We start from the raw sequence: 19,399 nt of genomic DNA, 5'->3' as shown, positions 1-19,399 counted from the left end.
ATGCCTATTTTACCTCATCTCTCCGAGATTTTAAACAGGTTCTAAGGCTTTTCGTGCTTTTTTGATTCTCTGTTTCCATTTTCCCCCCTCTTTAAATATTCTGCCCACAAAATGTTCAAACGCTTAGTTGCTTCTGCAAAATACGTATCGTAATTATCCTCGTAGGTGTACGACACAATATCTTTAGGTGCTAATAAATCTAAGTTAAATTCTTTCTTTTCCATAAATACCTTTCAATAAAAAGTTAAACTTGTAGCTGTTGTATCTTTTAAATTCGAACTTAAAACGTACAACTCCACCATTAATGCCAAAAAGATTATAATTAAGCTTGATGATTTTTTCTCTACTATCTTCAAGTTCAGTGCCAAGAATTGTTAATCGATAATCTGGTTCAAGAGGAAAATCTCTCTTATAAGAAATAAACATATCAATAAACATGCCCCCTTTTTCAGAATTAAGCTGCTCACTGATCGTATTTTCATAGAAGTATAAAAACGTTAGCTGTTCGGTTACATAAGGTTTAGACGATGGAAAATAATCCGTTATTATTATCCCATTAAAAGTAAAAACATTATCAACATCTTCCTCCAATAATCCACTAGCTTCGCAAACTGTGATATCAGAGCTACCATCATTGATGAGTAAATTATAAACTTTATGCTTAACATTGATGTGATAATTGGCAGAAAAACTATTCTGGTTTTTAAGCAGTGTCCAAACACCTAAATTCAAATGCAGACAGAAAGCAACATTTGGATAATATTTGTTATTTAAATCACCATTAGGTAAGTTAAAAAATAAGACATAATAGGTATTGTTGTTATAATTGAACATGCTACTGACTAAATTGTCATTTAGGTCAATGCTGCTTCTTTCTGGCCTAAAATAATCAAAAAGTGGAGCATTATCGAGTATTTTCATTTCTTGACCATCAAAACGAATGACTACAAATTTGCCATCGATTAAATGAAATGCACCAATTAGATAATTGCCATCATTTTCCAAAGTACGTTTGCTTATTAGCTTATAGGGAAAACTTAGTTCCCGTCTTTTAGTAAGTGGAAATAATCCATCACTGCTTGGTTGTCCATACCATACTTCCATTCCACTTTGGGTAAAGATACAGAGATTATTATTGATTGCACCAAGTCCTACACCTTTGCCAGCATATGAAATAATGGTAAATGCTTCCCACTTTTTAAATTCAGCAAAATCACTAGTATAGAACACTTCTCCTTTACTGCTACTTAGCAGGTAGAGAGTTGAGTTCATAACCTCAAAATCTACAATATCCTTTGGCTTTATATCGCCTTTTGAGATATCAATTTCAGTAAAGGTATCATCTACGAGCTTATAAAGTTTGCCCGATATCAACCAAAATTTATAGTTATTACAATTGCACATAGAAGGACGATCGTCCCTAGAGACACTCGCCAAAGTAAATATTGATTTATATTTACTTTTCGGTAGATCAATTTTATAAATTGTCAGCAAAAAAGTAGCACTCACCTTAGCTAAATAAATTGTATCGTCATTACCGTAGTAAAAGCCAACGATGACATCGCCAGTTGCAAAAGGAATGTCAAAAAGTGGAAACAGTGGTGGTCGCAGCCGCAAACCTTCAGGGCTAGCCAAAAAGTTCATTACTGTAAAATCATCAATACAGTGACCATATTTAATGTCTCTAAGTAGTGGAATTTCAAAAGAATTCATTGTCTATCCAAATAGTTTCCTTAATACTTTGACTTCCTACACTGTGACCAGCACAAAGCCTATTTCTTATTTCATGATACTGTTCATTAAAACCCTGTGGCAGCGGAGTATTCAGCCGTACTGATAATTTAAAAGCTGTAGAATATTTCAAAAATTCTCGTTTTAATCCATCAAGACCAACTGGTACGTCCATTCCCGTTTTTTCACAAGACACAATTCCAGCCTCTTTAAAGTAAATTACATATTTTTTAGATGATTTCACCGCCGGCAAAATTTTAATTTCACGACAAGTATCACGCGTGAGTAACATGTAAGATGGTAACCATGGCATCCGTAGCGACTGTGTATAGCGTAAGTTACATGCACCATAGTGATCTATTAAATCCATGACATAGAAATTCTTGTAGTGGCTTAGATTGACATCAAAAGCTGGTTTTCTCTTATTACAACCATCAAACAAATAGCCACCACCAACTGTTTGACCAGGTTCCAGTTCAAACTCTTTAATAACATCAGAGCCCAGCCAATAGTAATTTTCATGTAATTGGTCGAAAGCTTCCCAAAAGAGCCTTTTTACTAAATCGAGTGTACCGTAATGCTCAGAGGCATCACGGCGCGAGTTAATCCCCAGCATTCCTTGTATTTCTACAAGTAAGTTAGAAAAACTATCATCGTAATTCTTTATCTCACTCATCTTGCTTTTCCTTATCAGCAGTAGAAAGATTTTTGATCGTCTTAATGTAAGTCTCTGGTTTCGGTGATTTCGGCGGCAATATTAAAGTGCCAACAAAAAACGGAAAGAAATCAGTATACATGTAAGCCATCAGTTCACCTCGCTCTTGTGGATAATCCTGCAGCACAAAATTACTTTCTATAAGAAACGACATTGCAATATTTTTTAAAGGACCAAAAGCACTGTTAGGAGCAGATATTTCTCTATAAACCTCAGTTATGGATTAGAAAATAGATAAAAGTATAACTAAGAAGAGGGAAACAGGGTAAACTCGAGTATTTTAGTAATAATAAGAGGTTACCCATGAAGAAAGATATTACAGAACTGTACTGTTGCGTCGAGGATTTTTGTCGTGCGGTAGATGATAATTTTGCAAATAGGTTCTTATCAAACGGCAAAAAACCAACCAGAGTACCAGAAATAGCGCACTCAGAAATTCTAACCATAATCCTATTATACCATAAATCACCATGTAAAAACTTCAAGGCTTTTTATCTTTGTTATCTTCAGTTATTCTATAGATCAGAGTTTTCAAAGCTGCCTTCATATCACAGATTTATTGCCTTAAAGCCGCGAGTTTTGTGGTATTTAGCATTACTTTTGCAATGGTTTTGTGAACAAGCAAAAATGACCGGGATTTCCTACATAGATTCTACTTCAATAGCAGTATGCCATCGAAAAAGAATCTCAAGAAATAAGGTTTTCAAAGGATTAGCAGAGTTAGGAAAGAATACTTACGGCTGGTTTTTTGGTTTTAAATTACATGTAGTAATCAATGAAATAGGTGAAATTCAAGGTGTTACGCTAACCAGAGGTAACGTCGATGACAGAAAACCTGTACCAACTCTAACCAAAAAACTAACTGGACTTTTGTTTGGAGATAAGGGCTATATAAAGAAAGAGCTCTTTGAGAAACTATTCGATAGAGGTCTAAAACTCGTCACTAAAGTGAAAAAAGGTATGAAAAATGCACTGATTTCGCTGAAAGAGAAGATTTTACTAGGGAAAAGATCGATTGTTGAAACGGTTTTTGGCTGCCTAAAAAACAAATTTGAACTTGAGCACACTCGGCATAGATCCACAGTAAATTTCTTGGTACATATTTTTTCTACCCTCATTTCTTATTCAATGCAATCGAAAAAGCCCTGTATTTCTCAGCTTTACTTCGTTGGTTAATCCATAACTGGGGTCTATAAAGATATTTGTTAGTAGAAGGTGCAGGTATTGGTGACATCTTAAATATTGAAGCTGGTTGCCACCAGAAGAATGCTTTGCAGTGATCTCCTACAACTTTAGCTTTAGCGCCTTTTAGATAATCTTTATCTGGAACATCAACACCTGGTGTTATACCAGGTGATACCGTTACAGTTGCAGTATCGCTATCCTTCATCACCGTAAGTGCTATTGGCACTCCTGACGATATCCCTATTCTATCTCGTGCAAGCCATTCTTTATCCTCTAGTTGAATGATATCTCCCTTTTTAAATAAACCAATTTCATTTAAAATTACAGTACTCGGATCTTTACTTTCAGGTAGTGCGCCTGAAAAAGTTACAGTCATAGAGTGGTATTCATCGATTGCTTTATCAATTTTTTCTAACGTTATACTTTTCTTCTTTGATGCTGTACCTGCCTTGTGCAAATAAGTTGAGGTATCAATATAAACCTCAGCACAATCAAATATCAGTGGTGATAGCATGTTTTTAGTATCACTAAGAAACATATCGCTTCTCGGTGCTTGCGTGTAATTGAGTCCCGATTTGGTACGCAAAAGTCCCATTGCAGAGTTTGGCATTGAACCGACAAGTCTTGAAGTACGAAGTACACCACCATTAACACGAATCATATAATCGATAAGTGTACGTACCTCTCCTTCTATGCAGTCATACATATTATCATCGGTAGAGCCGGCACAGATAAATCCACGTGATGCTATCGTTTTAAACTGATAATTATTTACTTCTCTAATTACATGTATTAATAATTCCTGATAAACACGCTCACCGCGTTCCATAAATGACGTTAAACTTGTTGGTGCATTTGCAGGAAACTTATCCCGATTAAACAAAAATTTAACATCATCATTATCAATAACAGCTGTACCAGAGACCCTCTGAAAATCAATTCTCATAGTTTTTTGATCAACAGTTTGAGATTCATAATCTCCATACTCTATGAAGCTCTTACCTATTCTAACAATCTCTTTATTGTTTCTAGGAACAAAAGGAGGCTGGACTAAAAATCTGTCAAGTCCAGAGTAACGATTTGGCATATCAGAAACTCCAGGACCAGTGAAGGCGAGAAGTGGACTTGAAAATAAAACTATTTCAATAAGCCGTTGTGATAATAGCGTTGTTCTATAATATTCTGAATTTGTAAATATTGAGCCTTCCACAGTGTGAGGACGTCCATGGCGATTTATAAAAGTCATTAAAACCCCCTATTTCTGAAATAATTTTGTACGTTTTTAAATTCTGTTTCGAAGTCACTGGGAACATCGCTGTATTGATAATTGGTCGGTATCGCAGTTGCCTTTCGATGCAGTCCCTGTTTCAATCCACCAACTTCTTCTTTAAATTTAGACAGTGGCTTATTGCGCAGTTCCTGAGCTAATTGATCGTCTTTTGCAATATCAGCTAGCTTTTTAACAAAAGACGCTTTATTTTTGCCTTTTGCTATCTGATCATTAATATAACGAACTTTACTTACAGTGAGCGTATCACAAAAATCTTGTAGATCCTGATAGTCTTCACCACTTAGAACTTTTTCAGCAAATTGCTCATTAGCTTTTACCAGCTCTAAAACTTTACGATCATCATCACCGAGCGTATACCCCTTGGCTATCGCCTCATCGATGATATTTTTCGTTTTTTCTACACTTTCTTCGTAAAAATCATCGATTTCAGCATTTTTTTCAATGTTTTTTCCATCGATTTCATCGATTTTACTATTTTGTTCAATCATGTTTTTCTCCTATTTTTAAATTTTTAGTACCTTATGTAGTAGTCATACTTATCGTCAGTGATATTAGGAATGTGGAATATAGTTGTTCCCTTATTGTTAATATCATTGGCAATCATATCTGCTAGCTCTTCTATAGTTGTGCTTTTTTTTGCTTTGACTTCTCTAAATTCTTTGGCGGTAACATTAGTTGGTGCTTTTCCATCACCATCAACACTCCACCAGATTACCATATCAAAACCTTCACCAGTGTTGGCTTGTCTTTTAAGACCTATATAGTCTCCTGCTTTTACTTCTTTGAATTTGAGGACATAGAGGCACCTTTGTGTAAACAGCGCTTTATGCTGAATAGCATAGGTTATCACTGAGTTTTTCTCAGCAAACAGCACATTCGGTTTTCCTGGCGTTCTCTTATCCGTTGGTGATTGTTTGTAAATAACATAATCGCCCCATGACTTTATCTGTAAATTTTTAATTATATCTTCATGGGCACCTAAAAGCTTAGTATAGTAATGTGAAGAAGAACTAGTACTAACAAGAGATGTACCAGGTATTGGAAACATTGAATATACAAACCATGGTGAAAACAAAAAGTAATTTTGTGAAGTACTAAGATTAGAACGATTTGATTGCAAAAAAGTAGCACTGTATGATGGTATATTTAAAGGAAAACCAATATTATAAACCCTATTAACCTCAGTTATGGATTAGAAAATAGATAAAAGTATAACTAAGAAGAGGGAAACAGGGTAAACTCGAGTATTTTAGTAATAATAAGAGGTTACCCATGAAGAAAGATATTACAGAACTGTACTGTTGCGTCGAGGATTTTTGTCGTGCGGTAGATGATAATTTTGCAAATAGGTTCTTATCAAACGGCAAAAAACCAACCAGAGTACCAGAAATAGCGCACTCAGAAATTCTAACCATAATCCTATTATACCATAAATCACCATGTAAAAACTTCAAGGCTTTTTATCTTTGTTATCTTCAGTTATTCTATAGATCAGAGTTTTCAAAGCTGCCTTCATATCACAGATTTATTGCCTTAAAGCCGCGAGTTTTGTGGTATTTAGCATTACTTTTGCAATGGTTTTGTGAACAAGCAAAAATGACCGGGATTTCCTACATAGATTCTACTTCAATAGCAGTATGCCATCGAAAAAGAATCTCAAGAAATAAGGTTTTCAAAGGATTAGCAGAGTTAGGAAAGAATACTTACGGCTGGTTTTTTGGTTTTAAATTACATGTAGTAATCAATGAAATAGGTGAAATTCAAGGTGTTACGCTAACCAGAGGTAACGTCGATGACAGAAAACCTGTACCAACTCTAACCAAAAAACTAACTGGACTTTTGTTTGGAGATAAGGGCTATATAAAGAAAGAGCTCTTTGAGAAACTATTCGATAGAGGTCTAAAACTCGTCACTAAAGTGAAAAAAGGTATGAAAAATGCACTGATTTCGCTGAAAGAGAAGATTTTACTAGGGAAAAGATCGATTGTTGAAACGGTTTTTGGCTGCCTAAAAAACAAATTTGAACTTGAGCACACTCGGCATAGATCCACAGTAAATTTCTTGGTACATATTTTTTCTACCCTCATTTCTTATTCAATGCAATCGAAAAAGCCCTGTATTTCTCAGCTTTACTTCGTTGGTTAATCCATAACTGGGGTCTATTACTAAAATTAACCGGATTAAAGAAAGAACATAAACCAGAAAAACATTCATCGCTTTGATAATTAAGATTTACTGTTAAATAAAAAAATTCTTTTTAACAGAATAATTTGCTTTAGTTTCCAGAGTTACTGGATCAATACCTTTCTTATATGTTGTACCGCTATCTGTATATGCATAAATCAAATTCAATTTTCTTGTAGCCTTAAAGTAACCTGAAAAATTAGAATCAGAACCTGCAAATTTCACCTGCCTCACACCATCGTTAGTCATAAAAATTTCTTCATTTAAATAACTAGTGGTAACGTCAAACGTATGACAACAAGTAACAACATCTAGACCATCGCTTGATATAACATATTGAAAATCATAATTAACATCTGAATTAGCATAGAATGTAGTTTCTAGCCATAGATGACCAATATCATCACCTTCTGGCTTTGGATTTACTACTCCATTTCCCTCGAATTTAACTTTAACATTATGATCAGCAACAAACTTCTTAATATACTCACTTGATATTGCATTAAACCAATTTGGTATATCTTTGGTTTTAAGCATATCAAATGTAACTGGAGCATGGTCTAGCTTGTCATATAGTCTTTTATACTCAACGCCTATTGGACTAATTTCTTTTGAATCAAGCATGCGACCATCGCACTTCATTAAATTTATTTCTTTTTCATCAACTCTTGCCCCTTTAGGATAGCAAACTATTTCACCGATATTATCGACAAACTTCAGACCATCAATTGTAAAAACTAGCTCATTGTAACTGTTATCAATGCTATATTTATTTGCTCGAAATGAAGAAAATAATAAATTAGATTTTGCTAAATCAGAATTTTGTGTGGGATATTTAAAATCAACAACCGATACCGGCGATGAAACCTCTGCAGAATAAAAATTTGTCGCTTTAAAATTAAATACTCGATTCGGCGGCAACAAAAACTGCAACGTCAAGCTTTGATCATCGCCAATATCTGCAGGTATTACAAAGGCAAGCAAATTTAAACTAGTGTAATAAACCTTCGGAGTATCAGAATCAATTAAAAATTGATCAATTGACATAACTTGCGGCGGTGTTGATGATTTTGAACCAAAATCACGAATTGCCTGTAAATTAACTACTATATCATCACCACCTCTCCAAGCATAGAACTTCATCCAAGCTCTGGCATTAGTGCCCCATAACACATTAGAGCTCCTAAATGTTACAGCTTTCTGCAGAGGTGGTGTTGTCTCGCTAGGTTTTTCGCAAATAACGTTCAAATAAAAACGAGGATTGCCTTCACCGATCCTTTCAGCTTCGGTAATGTCTTTAATGAAAATCCTGTCTACGTCAGTTCTATCTTGTATTGGTACTGAATCAGCATAAGATCTTAAAAACTGCCATGAAAGTCCAGCAATTGGCACCTGCGAAAACTCAGGTAAAACATAACCAGGTCCCTGCCCTCTATCATCAATTTGCAGACCAATATTAAACTGACCATCAATAAATAAGTTATCAGAAAGTACTGCAGTAACCGGATCAGCTCTCTGCTGCTCTTGAAAATATGGTAAATCCTGAAAGATGAGTTCAGGAGCTACAGCATTACCGTAATGGCACTTCAGCTCGACGGTGTAACGATCATCAGAGTCATCAATATCAACAAAATAGTATAACTTATGAGGTAAAGCACCGTTTTCATCAAGCTGCAGTGGATTTGGTGCTGGTACGGCATTTCCCTCTTGGTTTTTATAGTAGGCGTGGCGTAAAGTAGTTGGACTTCTTTTGTCATAAAAATACATCCAGTACCCGCTAGCTGGCATACCTTCCTTATTCTTGATAATATCTTGCAATACTATGCTTAGTATTAACCTTTGTGTCATTTCTCCCTAACATCAACAAAGACCGGTTCTAGTATATGCCAAATTATTAATAGTTTATTAACACAGGTGCACAAAATTCTTTTTACATATCAGAAACTTTCTTTATTGAAAAGTTTAGAAAGATGTTGTAAAATTATTATAGTAGTAGACTTTGGTAAAACATATGGCAAACTTAAGCACTAACATAGCTCTCAGTCGAGAAGCTTCACAGCATCTTACTGACCTAGCTAAACTTTCTAACCAGTCTGCTCAAGAGTTAGCAGAAAGGCTAATCAAAGAGGCAATTGAACTTGAAGAAGAAGATATTCTGTTATCTGCAGTTGCTAATGAGTATGATGTTGACGGTGCAGAAGAAATAGAAGATAGTGAAGACATCTGGAAATAAACCATATACCATCAAATACCTCAAGCGTGTTCGTAAGGAGGATATACCATTCTTACCAGAGAATATAAAGACAGGAATCAAAAAAGCGGTAAGAGAGCGACTTACAGTTGATCCAATAAAACTTGGTGAGCCACTACATCATAGCTTAAAAGGACACAGAAGGCTAAGAGTTAGCAATTATCGCATTATATATCGCGTAAACACTGTAGAACACAAAGTAACCATCGTTGCAATAGGACACAGAGATACCATTTACGAGAAGGCTAGGAAGATACTTATACCAATTCTCACTGCAGAACAAACAGATAGACAACAATGGAAAAAAAGCCATACTAAACTAAGTGTAATAGCGAGGTATAAATGGCATTAAGATCAAAATTATTGGATGAAAAAGTAGTGGAATCGGCAAAAGCAATGCTGAAGAAAGTAAGAAATAACGCATACGTTACAAAAAAACTAAATGCTGTAATTGCAGCAAAAAAGCACAGCATAACAGCGGTAGCAAAGATATGTTGCATTTCAAGAACTGCACTGACTGAGTGGATAAAGCACCTAAAATTTAACAGAGAGGAAAAATTGTTTGCTCCACCTCAACGTCGTAGAAAAACTAGATTGGATCAAAGTCAGCGTGAACAAGTTGAAGCATGGATACAAGACAATCCTAATATCACCATTAAAGAAATGAGAATAAAAATCCAGGAAAGATTTGGTTTGGATATCAGTAAGTCCACAGTACACCGTAATATGCAAAGAATGAAATTCTCATATATTACTCCAAGACCAGTTCATAATGGTCAAGATAAAAGCAAACAAGAGGAGTTTAAAAAAAAATCTCAACGAAACTATTGGCAAATATCCAGAAAAAGAGCTATTTTTCTTTGATGAGTCTCGGTTTGGCACACATTCAAAAATTGGACATGGGTGGTTTAAAAAAGGCATTAGGACACAGGTTAAAATAAAATTAGGTAGGCAAAATTTCTATCTCTATAGTGCGGTTAATCCTAGAAATGGAGAGAGTTCTAGCTTGTTTGCACCAAATGTCAACACTGATTGCATGAATATATTTCTTGAGCAGATGTCGCAATATCTAGGAATACGAGAGACTTTTCTCGTTATGGACTGTGCTAGTTGGCATAGGTCAAAAAATTTAAAGGTACCTAAAAATATCGATATTATATACCTACCTCCATACTCACCTGAGCTCAATCCTGTTGAGAGGTTTTGGTTATATATAAAACAGAACATTTTGTGCAATAAAATATACGATACAATTACCCTGCTTGAGCGCACTTTGTGTAAATTTGTTACCTCTCTTACCCACTCCATAATTAAACAACTCTGCAATGTCTCCTATTTGTCCTCCTAATAATGAGAATTGGTATTAGTAGACATTAAATATACTTTTTACGTAATCACTTTTCCTGTTTCAATTAGAGGATATTCTATAAACATTAAATATATTTTATACACCACTCCTTCCTGATCCATTCTCTACCTTAGGTGGCTTCGCTCAGCTCAAAAAAAGCTCATTTTTTTGGTACACCCCCCTATAAATTATATATTATATATATATTATTATATATATAATATATAATTAGGGGAGAGGCGACGAAAACAAGACTTAGAGTTTGAGGAGCCTCCGGTTTAAGGTAGAGAATGGATCAGGAAGGAGTGGTCAGGGTCGACCAAGTGCCACATGTTGATGAAGACATCAAACCAATCATTGATTATTTTGAAGCTTATAAAAGCTACATCGATAAACTACTTGCAAACAACAATGAAATAGAAGGAGTAACAACAGGAATACCCAGACTTGACACCATAACTGGTGGCTTGAAAGAAGGAGAATTAACAGTGCTTGCAGCACGTACTTCAATCGGCAAGACTTCAATAGCACTACACATGGCTCTGCAAGCTGCAAAATTGCTGAAAAATCAAGAATATGTCTGCTTTTTCTCACTTGAAATGTCAGCAAATCAGTTAATCAATAGAATGATTAGTATTGAAGTAAATGAAACAATAAACAATATTATCAAGAAACAAGATACAGAACTTCTACATAAAGGGATAAATCAAATAGTCTTTTTAAATATTCTTGTCGATAATTCAGGAAATATGGATTTATAGTACTTTTCATAATAGTCCAAATAAGGTAAAATAAGGATTTGTAGTAGTGAAGGTAGGTATGCCAGCAGCATATAGTTATGACTTAAGGAAAAAAGCAATGGAAGCTCTAGACGAGGGAGAAAGCAGAGAAACAGTGGCAGCAAGATTTAAAATTGGACGAACTACTTTGTGGGAGTGGCAGCAAAGAAGAAAAGAAACAGGTGACTTTCAATCAAAAAAACTTGGAAATGGAGGTTACAATCACAAAATTACCGACTGGGATGCCTTTGCTAAATTTGCCAGAGAAAACGGAGGAAAGACTCTATTGGAAATGGCTAAACTTTGGAGCAACGTTAGTATCCAAACTATCCACCGAGCCCTGAAAAAAATTGGATTTACACGCAAAAAAAGACCTATGGGTACAAGGAAAGAAGCGAAGAAAAACGTGCTAAATTCTTGAAAATTATAGCAACAAAAGAACCTAAAAACTTAGTGTATATAGATGAGTCTGGCATTGACAACACTGAAGACTACCCCTATGGATATTGTCAGAAGGGACAGCGGTTTTATGCCCTAAAATCTGGGAAGAAAACTCAACGAATCAGTATGATTGCAGCTTTAAGTGAAAGAAAAATAGTTGCTCCATTAACCTTTGAAGGCCACTGTAATATGGATATTTTTAATGGATGGTTTGAGCAATTTTTGATACCGACCTTGGAACCTGGACAAACTGTCATTCTTGACAATGCTACTTTTCATAAGTCTGATAAGATCATTAAGCTTGCTAAAGGGATTGGTGCAGAAATTTTGTATCTGCCACCGTATTCTCCAGATTTTAACAAAATTGAACATCATTGGTTTGCTATAAAAAACAGAGTCAGGAAAAACATTCCTCTATTCAAGTCTTTTCGTCATGCTGTTGATTCTGCCTTTCTAACCCCAGTTATGGATTAACCAACGAAGTAAAGCTGAGAAATACAGGGCTTTTTCGATTGCATTGAATAAGAAATGAGGGTAGAAAAAATATGTACCAAGAAATTTACTGTGGATCTATGCCGAGTGTGCTCAAGTTCAAATTTGTTTTTTAGGCAGCCAAAAACCGTTTCAACAATCGATCTTTTCCCTAGTAAAATCTTCTCTTTCAGCGAAATCAGTGCATTTTTCATACCTTTTTTCACTTTAGTGACGAGTTTTAGACCTCTATCGAATAGTTTCTCAAAGAGCTCTTTCTTTATATAGCCCTTATCTCCAAACAAAAGTCCAGTTAGTTTTTTGGTTAGAGTTGGTACAGGTTTTCTGTCATCGACGTTACCTCTGGTTAGCGTAACACCTTGAATTTCACCTATTTCATTGATTACTACATGTAATTTAAAACCAAAAAACCAGCCGTAAGTATTCTTTCCTAACTCTGCTAATCCTTTGAAAACCTTATTTCTTGAGATTCTTTTTCGATGGCATACTGCTATTGAAGTAGAATCTATGTAGGAAATCCCGGTCATTTTTGCTTGTTCACAAAACCATTGCAAAAGTAATGCTAAATACCACAAAACTCGCGGCTTTAAGGCAATAAATCTGTGATATGAAGGCAGCTTTGAAAACTCTGATCTATAGAATAACTGAAGATAACAAAGATAAAAAGCCTTGAAGTTTTTACATGGTGATTTATGGTATAATAGGATTATGGTTAGAATTTCTGAGTGCGCTATTTCTGGTACTCTGGTTGGTTTTTTGCCGTTTGATAAGAACCTATTTGCAAAATTATCATCTACCGCACGACAAAAATCCTCGACGCAACAGTACAGTTCTGTAATATCTTTCTTCATGTGTAACCTCTTATTATTACTAAAATACTCGAGTTTACCCTGTTTCCCTCTTCTTAGTTATACTTTTATCTATTTTCTAATCCATAACTGAGGTTTCTATGATCTGTTCGGATTATTATGAGAAGTGCTATAAATATCCTAAAGAAAAAAATCTCATTGATTTGCAGAAAATATAAAATGAAGTGCATATACATTGATTACTTACAGCTACTCAGAGGATCAAGAATAACCGAAAATAGAACTCTTGAAGTAACAGAAATCAGTAGAACCTTAAAAAATATAGCAAAAGACTTCAATGTTCCTATCGTAGCATTATCACAAATAAGCCGTAAGGTAGAAGATAGACAAAATAAAAGACCGCAATTAGCAGACCTGCGAGAGTCAGGGAGCATCGAACAAGATGCTGATCTAGTGTTATTACTCTACAGAGAAAATTATTATAAGGCTGATTCTAATAACGACTTAGAGATAAATGTTGCAAAAAACCGTAGCGGATCAACCGGAAAGGTCACAGTACCATATCAAGTGAATACAGGAAGGATATTATAGGGAAGCTTTCTAATGGTATAAGAAAGCTTCCCATCAAGTTTTATAAAGGAATCATAGAACCATTGAGGACAGTTCTATTCTCATTATTATTATACCGTTGAAAGAATTAACTTTCTACTAAATGAATGAAAAAGGTCTTCTCAAATTTGAAAAGACCTTAATATAAGCTTTATCTACCCACTCCTTGAGCAGTATCTTTTTGTTTTTCCTCTTGTGTTTTCTTCACATTTTCTACCTTTGTAGGTTGCGTTACACTTGTTGAAGGCTGTTGCGAAACTTCTACTATTTCAGAGCTTTCCTGCTTTAAATATGACAATGCTTCATATAGAGGCTTTGCTTCATATTGCCTTCCTACTTTTACTTCTTTGTGTGCAGCTAATTGCTCCCAAGTGACACCATTGCTTTCAATAAGTTTTACAGAACCGTCATCACTAATGTTAATTTTCATTTTACACTCTTTTCCTTCAACGTACCAATTGAGAGTCATGTTATATGAACCATTAGCTACTTCATAAATTCTTGTTCCATCTTCATCAACTCTACAACGTATTCCTCTTTTTTCGAATTGTCCACCAGTAGTAGGTAGCATCAATGTCATTGATTTTACATTGCATCTTTTGCATGTCTCACAACTTAGAAGTTCAATCATATTTATTGTTTCTTTTTCATCACTATTTAGAATCACTCTTAATGAAGGCTGAACAATACTTTTTTCATCAAAAGAAGCCAATTTGGATTCTTTAATTCTTACGAATTTGATGGCATTATTTTTTTTAGATATCTCGTTTTGAATTTTTTCAGCAACTTTGCCTATAATATTTTTACCATGATATTTACTATCATCCTGAATAGTACATCTATTTGTACCATAACTATCTTTATAAAAACCAGGTTTTGGATTTTTTGTATTAGTAGTATTAGTAGAAGGGCTGTTCTGCATCTCAAAGAACTTCTTCCATGCTTCCTCATCATCAAGAACAACACATTTATGTTTGTCCTTACTCGAGGTTGATTCAGCTACACTTTGCTCACGGAAAACTAGATCTACAGTTTCAAAACTTTTTTTAGAAGAATTACTAAACATTATACACCTCTCTACTGTTAAATAGATTCAGTATAGAATGTTTTGCTAAGCAATCAAGTAAAAGATCTCCTTCAAAAATTTGGAGGAGATCTTATATGTGCAATTAACGATTAGGAGAAGAAATATTTTTTTCTTCTTTCTTTTCCCCTACTTCTTTTATATCTGGTTTTGCCATATCTGTTGAAGGTCTTGCTACCTCAGAGCTTTCTTTTTGCAATTCTGATCCAAGCTCTTTAAGCGCAGATTTTACTTCAGGATTCTTTTTCAAGAGTTGTTCTACTTTTGCACCTTCTTTAGAATCTTTGCTTGATGGAGCTTTAACAGCTTTTAGTTTAGGATGCTTGTTTGACGAAGCAACTACTCCTTCAAAATTTTTCTGTTGCGCTTGCGCCTTTGCTGGTTGTAATCCTAGTGCTTCACCCAAGAACTTTGCTTCATGCTGTTTTCCTACCATTACTTCTGTGTGCGCACATATTTGCTCATCAGTAACACCGTTCCTTTTAAGAATTTTTGCAGAACCATCATCACTGATAGAAACTTTCATCTCACACTTTTTCCCTTCAACATACCAACCTAAAACCATCTCATATGTTCCATTAATAACTTCATATGACCTTACTTCCTGTCCATTTTCATCTTCAAGAAGTGTTAAACGTACTCCTCTTGTTTTGTTTTCGTCAGGTTTGCAAATTGTAACCGCGTTTACACCATATTCTTTGCACTTACTAGCTTCTAGAAGACTTCTTAAACAAAATGGATCTTTTCCAGCGATAGCTAATCTTGCAACAGGAAAAGGTATATAATTTTCATCTAAATTTTCCTCAAGTGCTGCAAACTTTATCTCATGATCTTTCATTTTGCCATTGTACAATTCTTTTATAATTTCCTTAGGAAAATCTCCTGAAATTATTGTAGAACTATGATCCACATCATTAGAATCTGCAGAGGTCCCAAGTAGGTACTCTCGATACATTTTCAAGGTCCCTTCATCATGAATATCATGCAAAAGATTTATGTTTTTTATACGCGTTTTCCAGGTTTCTTCATCATAAACTTCGTAACCACCTTTGTACATCTTAGGAAAATCTTTTCCATTACTTACTGAGGGAAACCACTGTTGTTTATTGTGCTCTATCTTCCCCAAAATCAAGAGCTTCCCTCCAATCATGGGATACACCATTCTCTATATAACCAAAAGCTACAGGAGAAGGAGAACTTTCTTTACTTATATCATGAATTCTACCTACCTTTCCACCATGAGAAACTGTACTTATTACTTCCTTGGCTTTACTCTTAACATTTTTCAAAGCGCTTAACATATCATACTCCATTATTAACACATAAACCTAGTATATCAGCATTCTCCTAGCAGGTCAAGTGCGAGACTAATTTTTTATGAAAGAGAAGATCTGCGTGAACGTAAAACTATGCTTTACATGGTATAAAATTTATAGTAGACCTAATACACAGGAGAATTATTACCTCACTATGGATTGAAATCGCTAATTTTTGGAAGAATTGTGTAAAGCGTAACTTTACGCTTTACACAACTTAAATTTTATAGTAATAATTTCTTGTCCAATGAAAAAGATTACCAGCACCACCATGCAAAAAGATTTTTACTCTAATAAAAAAGAAAGTCAAGTAAAAAAAGTTAAGAAAACTTCTTTTTACTGTAAATTTCATAACTTTAACTTACGTGGCAGCTCGCATTTAGTTAATGTCAACAGCAAACATCTTCGAGCACAAATCAACTCTCGAAGAAGAATAAAAGCGCGAGAAAAGTCAGTTGAGCTCAAGCTTCCAGTTAGAACTTTCGATGATGAAACTCGTCTTACTGCGTGTGAACTATTACAAGTTTTAAAAAATAAGGAAGTAAGATGGTTTAAAAATGGAACTTCCGTTCCAGAAGAACATAGTAGCTATCTTTCAGAACCGTTCAATCCGCACAAAGCAAAGAAAATCTATGCAAGTAGAGTGGAGAGAGAAGCAGAAAAATACTTTGTGAAAGTAGTAAAAGAAAAATTTCGCGATTTAAAAACGTCAAAAGCGCCGGACGTGCTCGCAATTAGAGAAGAAGCGATAGAAAAAGTTTTTGCAAAGTTCAAGAATCACGAAAGTATTAGATCAATAATGGTATACATTAATAATTTATGGATAACCTATGATGGACATCTATACAGTACTAAGAGTATGAAAGAAAAAGTCGACCACCACATTGACCTAATAATAGAAAACACCAGTGAGAAGAGAGAGGAAAAACTACTTGCTGCAGGAGCAACAGCCGACGAAGTATACCAAATTTTCAGGACAGTACAGGGGTATAATCTGTACCAAATAAGTCTGCTGAGCGAGCGAGGAGGAGCCTCTGTTGAAATATACGTGAGAAAAGAGCTACAGCGCCGGCTAAAACTATAATGCACCCCATAAATTAGACCAAAAAAAATGGTTAATCCGAGTAAAAAGGGAAAAGAATGGAGTGTAGTATGAGAACAAAAAAGCAGAGTTAAAAGCAAAGATAGCTTTGGAAGCAATAAAAAATCAAAAAAGCACAGCAGAGATATGTAGTAATACCATCAACAAATTTATATGATTGGCGTGATAGAGTATTAGCAAGATTAAAAGACCTATTTATAGAAGAAAGTGAGAGTATAAGAAAACAAAGGATATTAGGACAAGAAATAGAAAATTTGCATAAAGTTATAGGGGAATTGACGGTTGAAAATAATTACTTGAAAAAAAAATTACTGAAATAAACAAAAAAGATAGGATAAAACTTATAGAAAAAGACTCTGATCTATCAATAAGAAAACAAGCTAATTTATTGAGGATTTGCAGGTCTAGCTTATATTATAGTCCTATAATTAATGATGAAAGTGAGATAGCAAATTTAATTCAAGAAATATATTTGGCTTCAGACTGCCATTATGGATATCGAAAAATTACTGCTGAAATTATAGCAAATGGAATAGTAATCAACCATAAGAAGGTTTTGAGAATAATGAAAAAGATGGGAATTACTGGGTTATATTGTAGAAAAAAACATAACACTAGCATTAAAGATAAAAAACATAAAATATATCCTTATTTACTTGAAGGTTTGATTGTTTGTAGAGCTAACCAGGTGTGGGCCACTGATATAACGTACATTATGCTTGAAGGTAAGTTTGTCTATTTTGTAGCAATAATGGACTTGTATAGTCGCTATATTATTGCTCATTCATTATCACCATATCTTGATGCTGGATTTTGCATTCATACTCTCAAAGAAGCTCTAAAACAAGGTAAACCTGAGATTTTCAACAGTGATCAAGGTGTGCAATTTACAAGCTATAATTTCATTATGGAGTTAGAGCGTGCTAATATAAAAATCAGCATGGATCATAAAGGACGCTGCTTTGATAATATATTTATTGAACGCTTATGGAGAACTTTAAAACAAGAAGCCATATATTACTATAGACCAAACAGTATCAGAGATTTGGATGTTGTAATAAAGGATTTTGTTGGTTGGTATAACTATAGAAGGCGACATCAGTCTTTACATTATAAAACTCCTGCTGATCTCTATTATCATAGACAATGAATGAATATGTGCTTTAAATGTGTGTGGACGCACATATTCATTATTTTTTTTAGATTAGAACTTCTTTACAAAAAAATCGGATTACTTTGAAAAAAATGGTCTAGACAAATGGGTGCACTATATCGTCTCTACGCTTTCGACACTTCATCAGTGGTTCACTTGCGTTCGTCTCTCTATTTCATACATGACACATAATTGTGCGTTTTCCATAACGCTCACTACCTTAGCTCTTTACCAAAGCAGCTTATGGCTGTTTGAAGCCTGCTCTTGCAAACCGGCTCCGAGGGGCCCTCCCTCATCTACTGCACAGCTTCAACACTTTCCGTGTTGCTACGGCGCACAGTCGTCGCGGAAAGATTTATGCGGCTAATAAAGGTTGTGTAAGCGTAATGGGAGGAGCTCCTTATGGTTATCGTTATATAGATAAATATATTGGAGGAGGACAAGCTTTATTTGAAATAAACGAAGAAGAAGCTGATGTTGTTCGGAAAGTATTTTTGTGGGTTGGAAGAGAAAGGGCAAGAAGTATGTCGTCGGCTAAATACTATGTCAATTATAACACGAACAGAGAAAAAGTGCTGGGATAGAAGTGTAATTTGGGGTATGTTAAAAAACCCTGCTTACAAAGGACAAGCAGCTTTTGGTAAAACAAAAGTAGGTACAACATATCAGACCACAAAAACATTCTTGTGAACAACCGAAAGGTAATTACTCTACCTATTCTGTTGAAAAAGCAAATTGGATTTATGTTAAAGTGCCAAATATAGTGGATGAAGATGTATTTGATATAGTTCAAGAACAGCTAGCTGAGAATAGAAAAATAGCAAGGACAAGAGTAAAGAGGAGCAAAGCATTTACTACAAGGTTTAATTGTATGTAAGCGTTGTTGTTATGCATATTACGGAAGTCCTG

22 protein-coding genes and 2 pseudogenes are annotated in these 19,399 nt (G+C 34.8%); 13 read left to right on the top strand and 11 right to left on the bottom strand.

Annotation, left to right across the window (positions count from 1 at the left end; genetic code table 11):
• Window positions 1-41: 41 nt before the first annotated feature.
• The 3 genes from NBW39_RS02905 to NBW39_RS02895 are packed head-to-tail and all read right to left on the bottom strand — an operon-like array spanning window position 42 to window position 2,407.
• Complete coding sequence (locus NBW39_RS02905) at window positions 42-224, bottom strand: hypothetical protein (RefSeq protein WP_250295561.1); 183 nt, start codon at window positions 222-224, stop codon at window positions 42-44.
• Window positions 205-1,713, bottom strand: a complete 1,509-nt coding sequence (locus tag NBW39_RS02900) for a hypothetical protein (RefSeq protein ID WP_250295560.1) — start codon at window positions 1,711-1,713, stop codon at window positions 205-207. Before NBW39_RS02900 ends, NBW39_RS02905 begins: the two co-directional genes overlap by 20 nt.
• Entirely contained in the window at window positions 1,700-2,407 is a 708-nt protein-coding gene (locus NBW39_RS02895; RefSeq protein WP_250295559.1) for a hypothetical protein, read from the bottom strand. Before NBW39_RS02895 ends, NBW39_RS02900 begins: the two co-directional genes overlap by 14 nt.
• Window positions 2,408-2,749: 342 nt before the next feature.
• On the opposite strand from NBW39_RS02895, the gene NBW39_RS02890 reads away from it, so the two are divergent.
• A complete protein-coding gene (locus tag NBW39_RS02890; RefSeq protein ID WP_250294632.1) occupies window positions 2,750-3,622 on the top strand; it encodes an IS982 family transposase in 873 nt (290 codons plus the stop codon).
• On the opposite strand, the gene NBW39_RS02885 is transcribed toward NBW39_RS02890, so the two are convergent.
• Genes NBW39_RS02885 through NBW39_RS02875 form a run of 3 tightly spaced genes read right to left on the bottom strand, consistent with a single transcriptional unit; the run spans window position 3,561 to window position 5,970 of the window.
• Window positions 3,561-4,877 (bottom strand): hypothetical protein, encoded by a 1,317-nt coding sequence (locus NBW39_RS02885; protein ID WP_250295558.1) that lies wholly within the window; start codon window positions 4,875-4,877, stop codon window positions 3,561-3,563. The two genes, NBW39_RS02890 and NBW39_RS02885, sit on opposite strands and share 62 nt — an antisense overlap.
• Entirely contained in the window at window positions 4,877-5,410 is a 534-nt protein-coding gene (locus NBW39_RS02880) for a hypothetical protein (protein ID WP_250295557.1), read from the bottom strand. Before NBW39_RS02880 ends, NBW39_RS02885 begins: the two co-directional genes overlap by 1 nt.
• 23 nt (window positions 5,411-5,433) lie before the next feature.
• Window positions 5,434-5,970: a hypothetical protein gene (locus NBW39_RS02875; RefSeq protein ID WP_250295556.1), complete on the bottom strand. Its 537-nt coding sequence runs from the start codon at window positions 5,968-5,970 to the stop codon at window positions 5,434-5,436.
• 224 nt (window positions 5,971-6,194) lie between these two features.
• On the opposite strand from NBW39_RS02875, the gene NBW39_RS02870 reads away from it, so the two are divergent.
• Complete coding sequence (locus tag NBW39_RS02870; RefSeq protein WP_250294632.1) at window positions 6,195-7,067, top strand: IS982 family transposase; 873 nt, start codon at window positions 6,195-6,197, stop codon at window positions 7,065-7,067.
• A gap of 93 nt (window positions 7,068-7,160) precedes the next feature.
• Here NBW39_RS02870 and NBW39_RS02865 read toward each other — a convergent pair whose 3' ends face one another.
• Window positions 7,161-8,954, bottom strand: a complete 1,794-nt coding sequence (locus tag NBW39_RS02865) for a hypothetical protein (RefSeq protein WP_250295555.1) — start codon at window positions 8,952-8,954, stop codon at window positions 7,161-7,163.
• Window positions 8,955-9,105: 151 nt separating this feature from the next.
• Here NBW39_RS02865 and NBW39_RS02860 point away from each other — a divergent pair, with 151 nt between their 5' ends.
• The 5 genes and pseudogenes from NBW39_RS02860 (at window position 9,106) to NBW39_RS02840 (ending at window position 12,399) form a co-directional block, all read left to right on the top strand.
• Window positions 9,106-9,339, top strand: coding sequence for a hypothetical protein (locus tag NBW39_RS02860; protein ID WP_370273703.1), 234 nt, complete (start codon window positions 9,106-9,108; stop codon window positions 9,337-9,339).
• Window positions 9,320-9,601: pseudogene (locus NBW39_RS02855) on the top strand (type II toxin-antitoxin system RelE family toxin); the annotation flags it as partial. The gene NBW39_RS02860 and the pseudogene NBW39_RS02855, both read left to right, overlap by 20 nt.
• A 98-nt stretch (window positions 9,602-9,699) precedes the next feature.
• A protein-coding gene (locus NBW39_RS02850; protein ID WP_250294609.1) for an IS630 family transposase occupies window positions 9,700-10,705 on the top strand; the annotation gives its coding sequence in 2 pieces (ribosomal slippage) (window positions 9,700-10,161 and window positions 10,163-10,705; 1,005 coding nt in all).
• Window positions 10,706-10,995: 290 nt separating this feature from the next.
• Window positions 10,996-11,466: a DnaB-like helicase C-terminal domain-containing protein gene (locus NBW39_RS02845; protein ID WP_250295554.1), complete on the top strand. Its 471-nt coding sequence runs from the start codon at window positions 10,996-10,998 to the stop codon at window positions 11,464-11,466.
• A gap of 58 nt (window positions 11,467-11,524) precedes the next feature.
• Window positions 11,525-12,399, top strand: a protein-coding gene (locus NBW39_RS02840) for an IS630 family transposase (RefSeq protein WP_250295553.1) whose coding sequence is annotated in 2 segments (ribosomal slippage) — window positions 11,525-11,849 and window positions 11,849-12,399 — 876 coding nt in all. Because the reading frame shifts where the segments join, the coding sequence is not laid out codon by codon here.
• On the opposite strand, the gene NBW39_RS02835 is transcribed toward NBW39_RS02840, so the two are convergent.
• Window positions 12,396-13,268 (bottom strand): IS982 family transposase, encoded by an 873-nt coding sequence (locus NBW39_RS02835; RefSeq protein WP_250294632.1) that lies wholly within the window; start codon window positions 13,266-13,268, stop codon window positions 12,396-12,398. The genes NBW39_RS02840 and NBW39_RS02835 overlap by 4 nt on opposite strands.
• Window positions 13,269-13,385: 117 nt before the next feature.
• Here NBW39_RS02835 and NBW39_RS02830 point away from each other — a divergent pair, with 117 nt between their 5' ends.
• Window positions 13,386-13,817, top strand: a complete 432-nt coding sequence (locus tag NBW39_RS02830) for a DnaB-like helicase C-terminal domain-containing protein (protein ID WP_256466307.1) — start codon at window positions 13,386-13,388, stop codon at window positions 13,815-13,817.
• Between the two features lie 169 nt (window positions 13,818-13,986).
• Here the strand turns inward: NBW39_RS02830 and NBW39_RS02825 are convergent, their stop codons facing one another.
• The 3 genes from NBW39_RS02825 to NBW39_RS02815 all read right to left on the bottom strand — a co-directional run bounded on the left by NBW39_RS02825 (window position 13,987) and on the right by NBW39_RS02815 (window position 16,232).
• A complete protein-coding gene (locus tag NBW39_RS02825) occupies window positions 13,987-14,901 on the bottom strand; it encodes a hypothetical protein (RefSeq protein ID WP_250295551.1) in 915 nt (304 codons plus the stop codon).
• Between the two features lie 103 nt (window positions 14,902-15,004).
• The gene (locus NBW39_RS02820) at window positions 15,005-16,069 is read right to left on the bottom strand and encodes a hypothetical protein (protein ID WP_250295550.1); all 1,065 of its coding nucleotides are present in this window, start codon (window positions 16,067-16,069) and stop codon (window positions 15,005-15,007) included.
• Window positions 16,023-16,232 carry a hypothetical protein gene (locus NBW39_RS02815; RefSeq protein WP_250295549.1) on the bottom strand — a complete coding sequence of 70 codons (210 nt, stop codon included), beginning with the start codon at window positions 16,230-16,232 and terminating at the stop codon, window positions 16,023-16,025. The genes NBW39_RS02820 and NBW39_RS02815 overlap by 47 nt, the downstream gene beginning before the upstream one ends.
• A 274-nt stretch (window positions 16,233-16,506) precedes the next feature.
• On the opposite strand from NBW39_RS02815, the gene NBW39_RS02810 reads away from it, so the two are divergent.
• From NBW39_RS02810 to NBW39_RS08695, 5 genes and pseudogenes are all read left to right on the top strand, one after another.
• Window positions 16,507-17,319, top strand: a complete 813-nt coding sequence (locus NBW39_RS02810) for a hypothetical protein (protein WP_250295548.1) — start codon at window positions 16,507-16,509, stop codon at window positions 17,317-17,319.
• A 100-nt stretch (window positions 17,320-17,419) separates the two neighbouring features.
• Window positions 17,420-18,487 (top strand): annotated as a pseudogene (locus tag NBW39_RS02805) (IS3 family transposase).
• A gap of 389 nt (window positions 18,488-18,876) precedes the next feature.
• A complete protein-coding gene (locus tag NBW39_RS02800) occupies window positions 18,877-19,074 on the top strand; it encodes a hypothetical protein (RefSeq protein WP_250295547.1) in 198 nt (65 codons plus the stop codon).
• Complete coding sequence (locus NBW39_RS08910; RefSeq protein ID WP_370273764.1) at window positions 19,034-19,180, top strand: recombinase family protein; 147 nt, start codon at window positions 19,034-19,036, stop codon at window positions 19,178-19,180. The genes NBW39_RS02800 and NBW39_RS08910 overlap by 41 nt, the downstream gene beginning before the upstream one ends.
• Before the next feature lie 61 nt (window positions 19,181-19,241).
• Window positions 19,242-19,367 (top strand): hypothetical protein, encoded by a 126-nt coding sequence (locus NBW39_RS08695; RefSeq protein ID WP_256466306.1) that lies wholly within the window; start codon window positions 19,242-19,244, stop codon window positions 19,365-19,367.
• The last annotated feature ends 32 nt before the right edge of the window (window positions 19,368-19,399 follow it).

This window comes from Wolbachia endosymbiont of Oedothorax gibbosus (assembly GCF_936270435.1).
Taxonomy (GTDB): Bacteria; Pseudomonadota; Alphaproteobacteria; order Rickettsiales; family Anaplasmataceae; genus Wolbachia.
The sequence above is the reverse complement of the archived record's forward strand: the minus strand, read 5'-3'. Positions and strand labels throughout refer to the sequence as shown.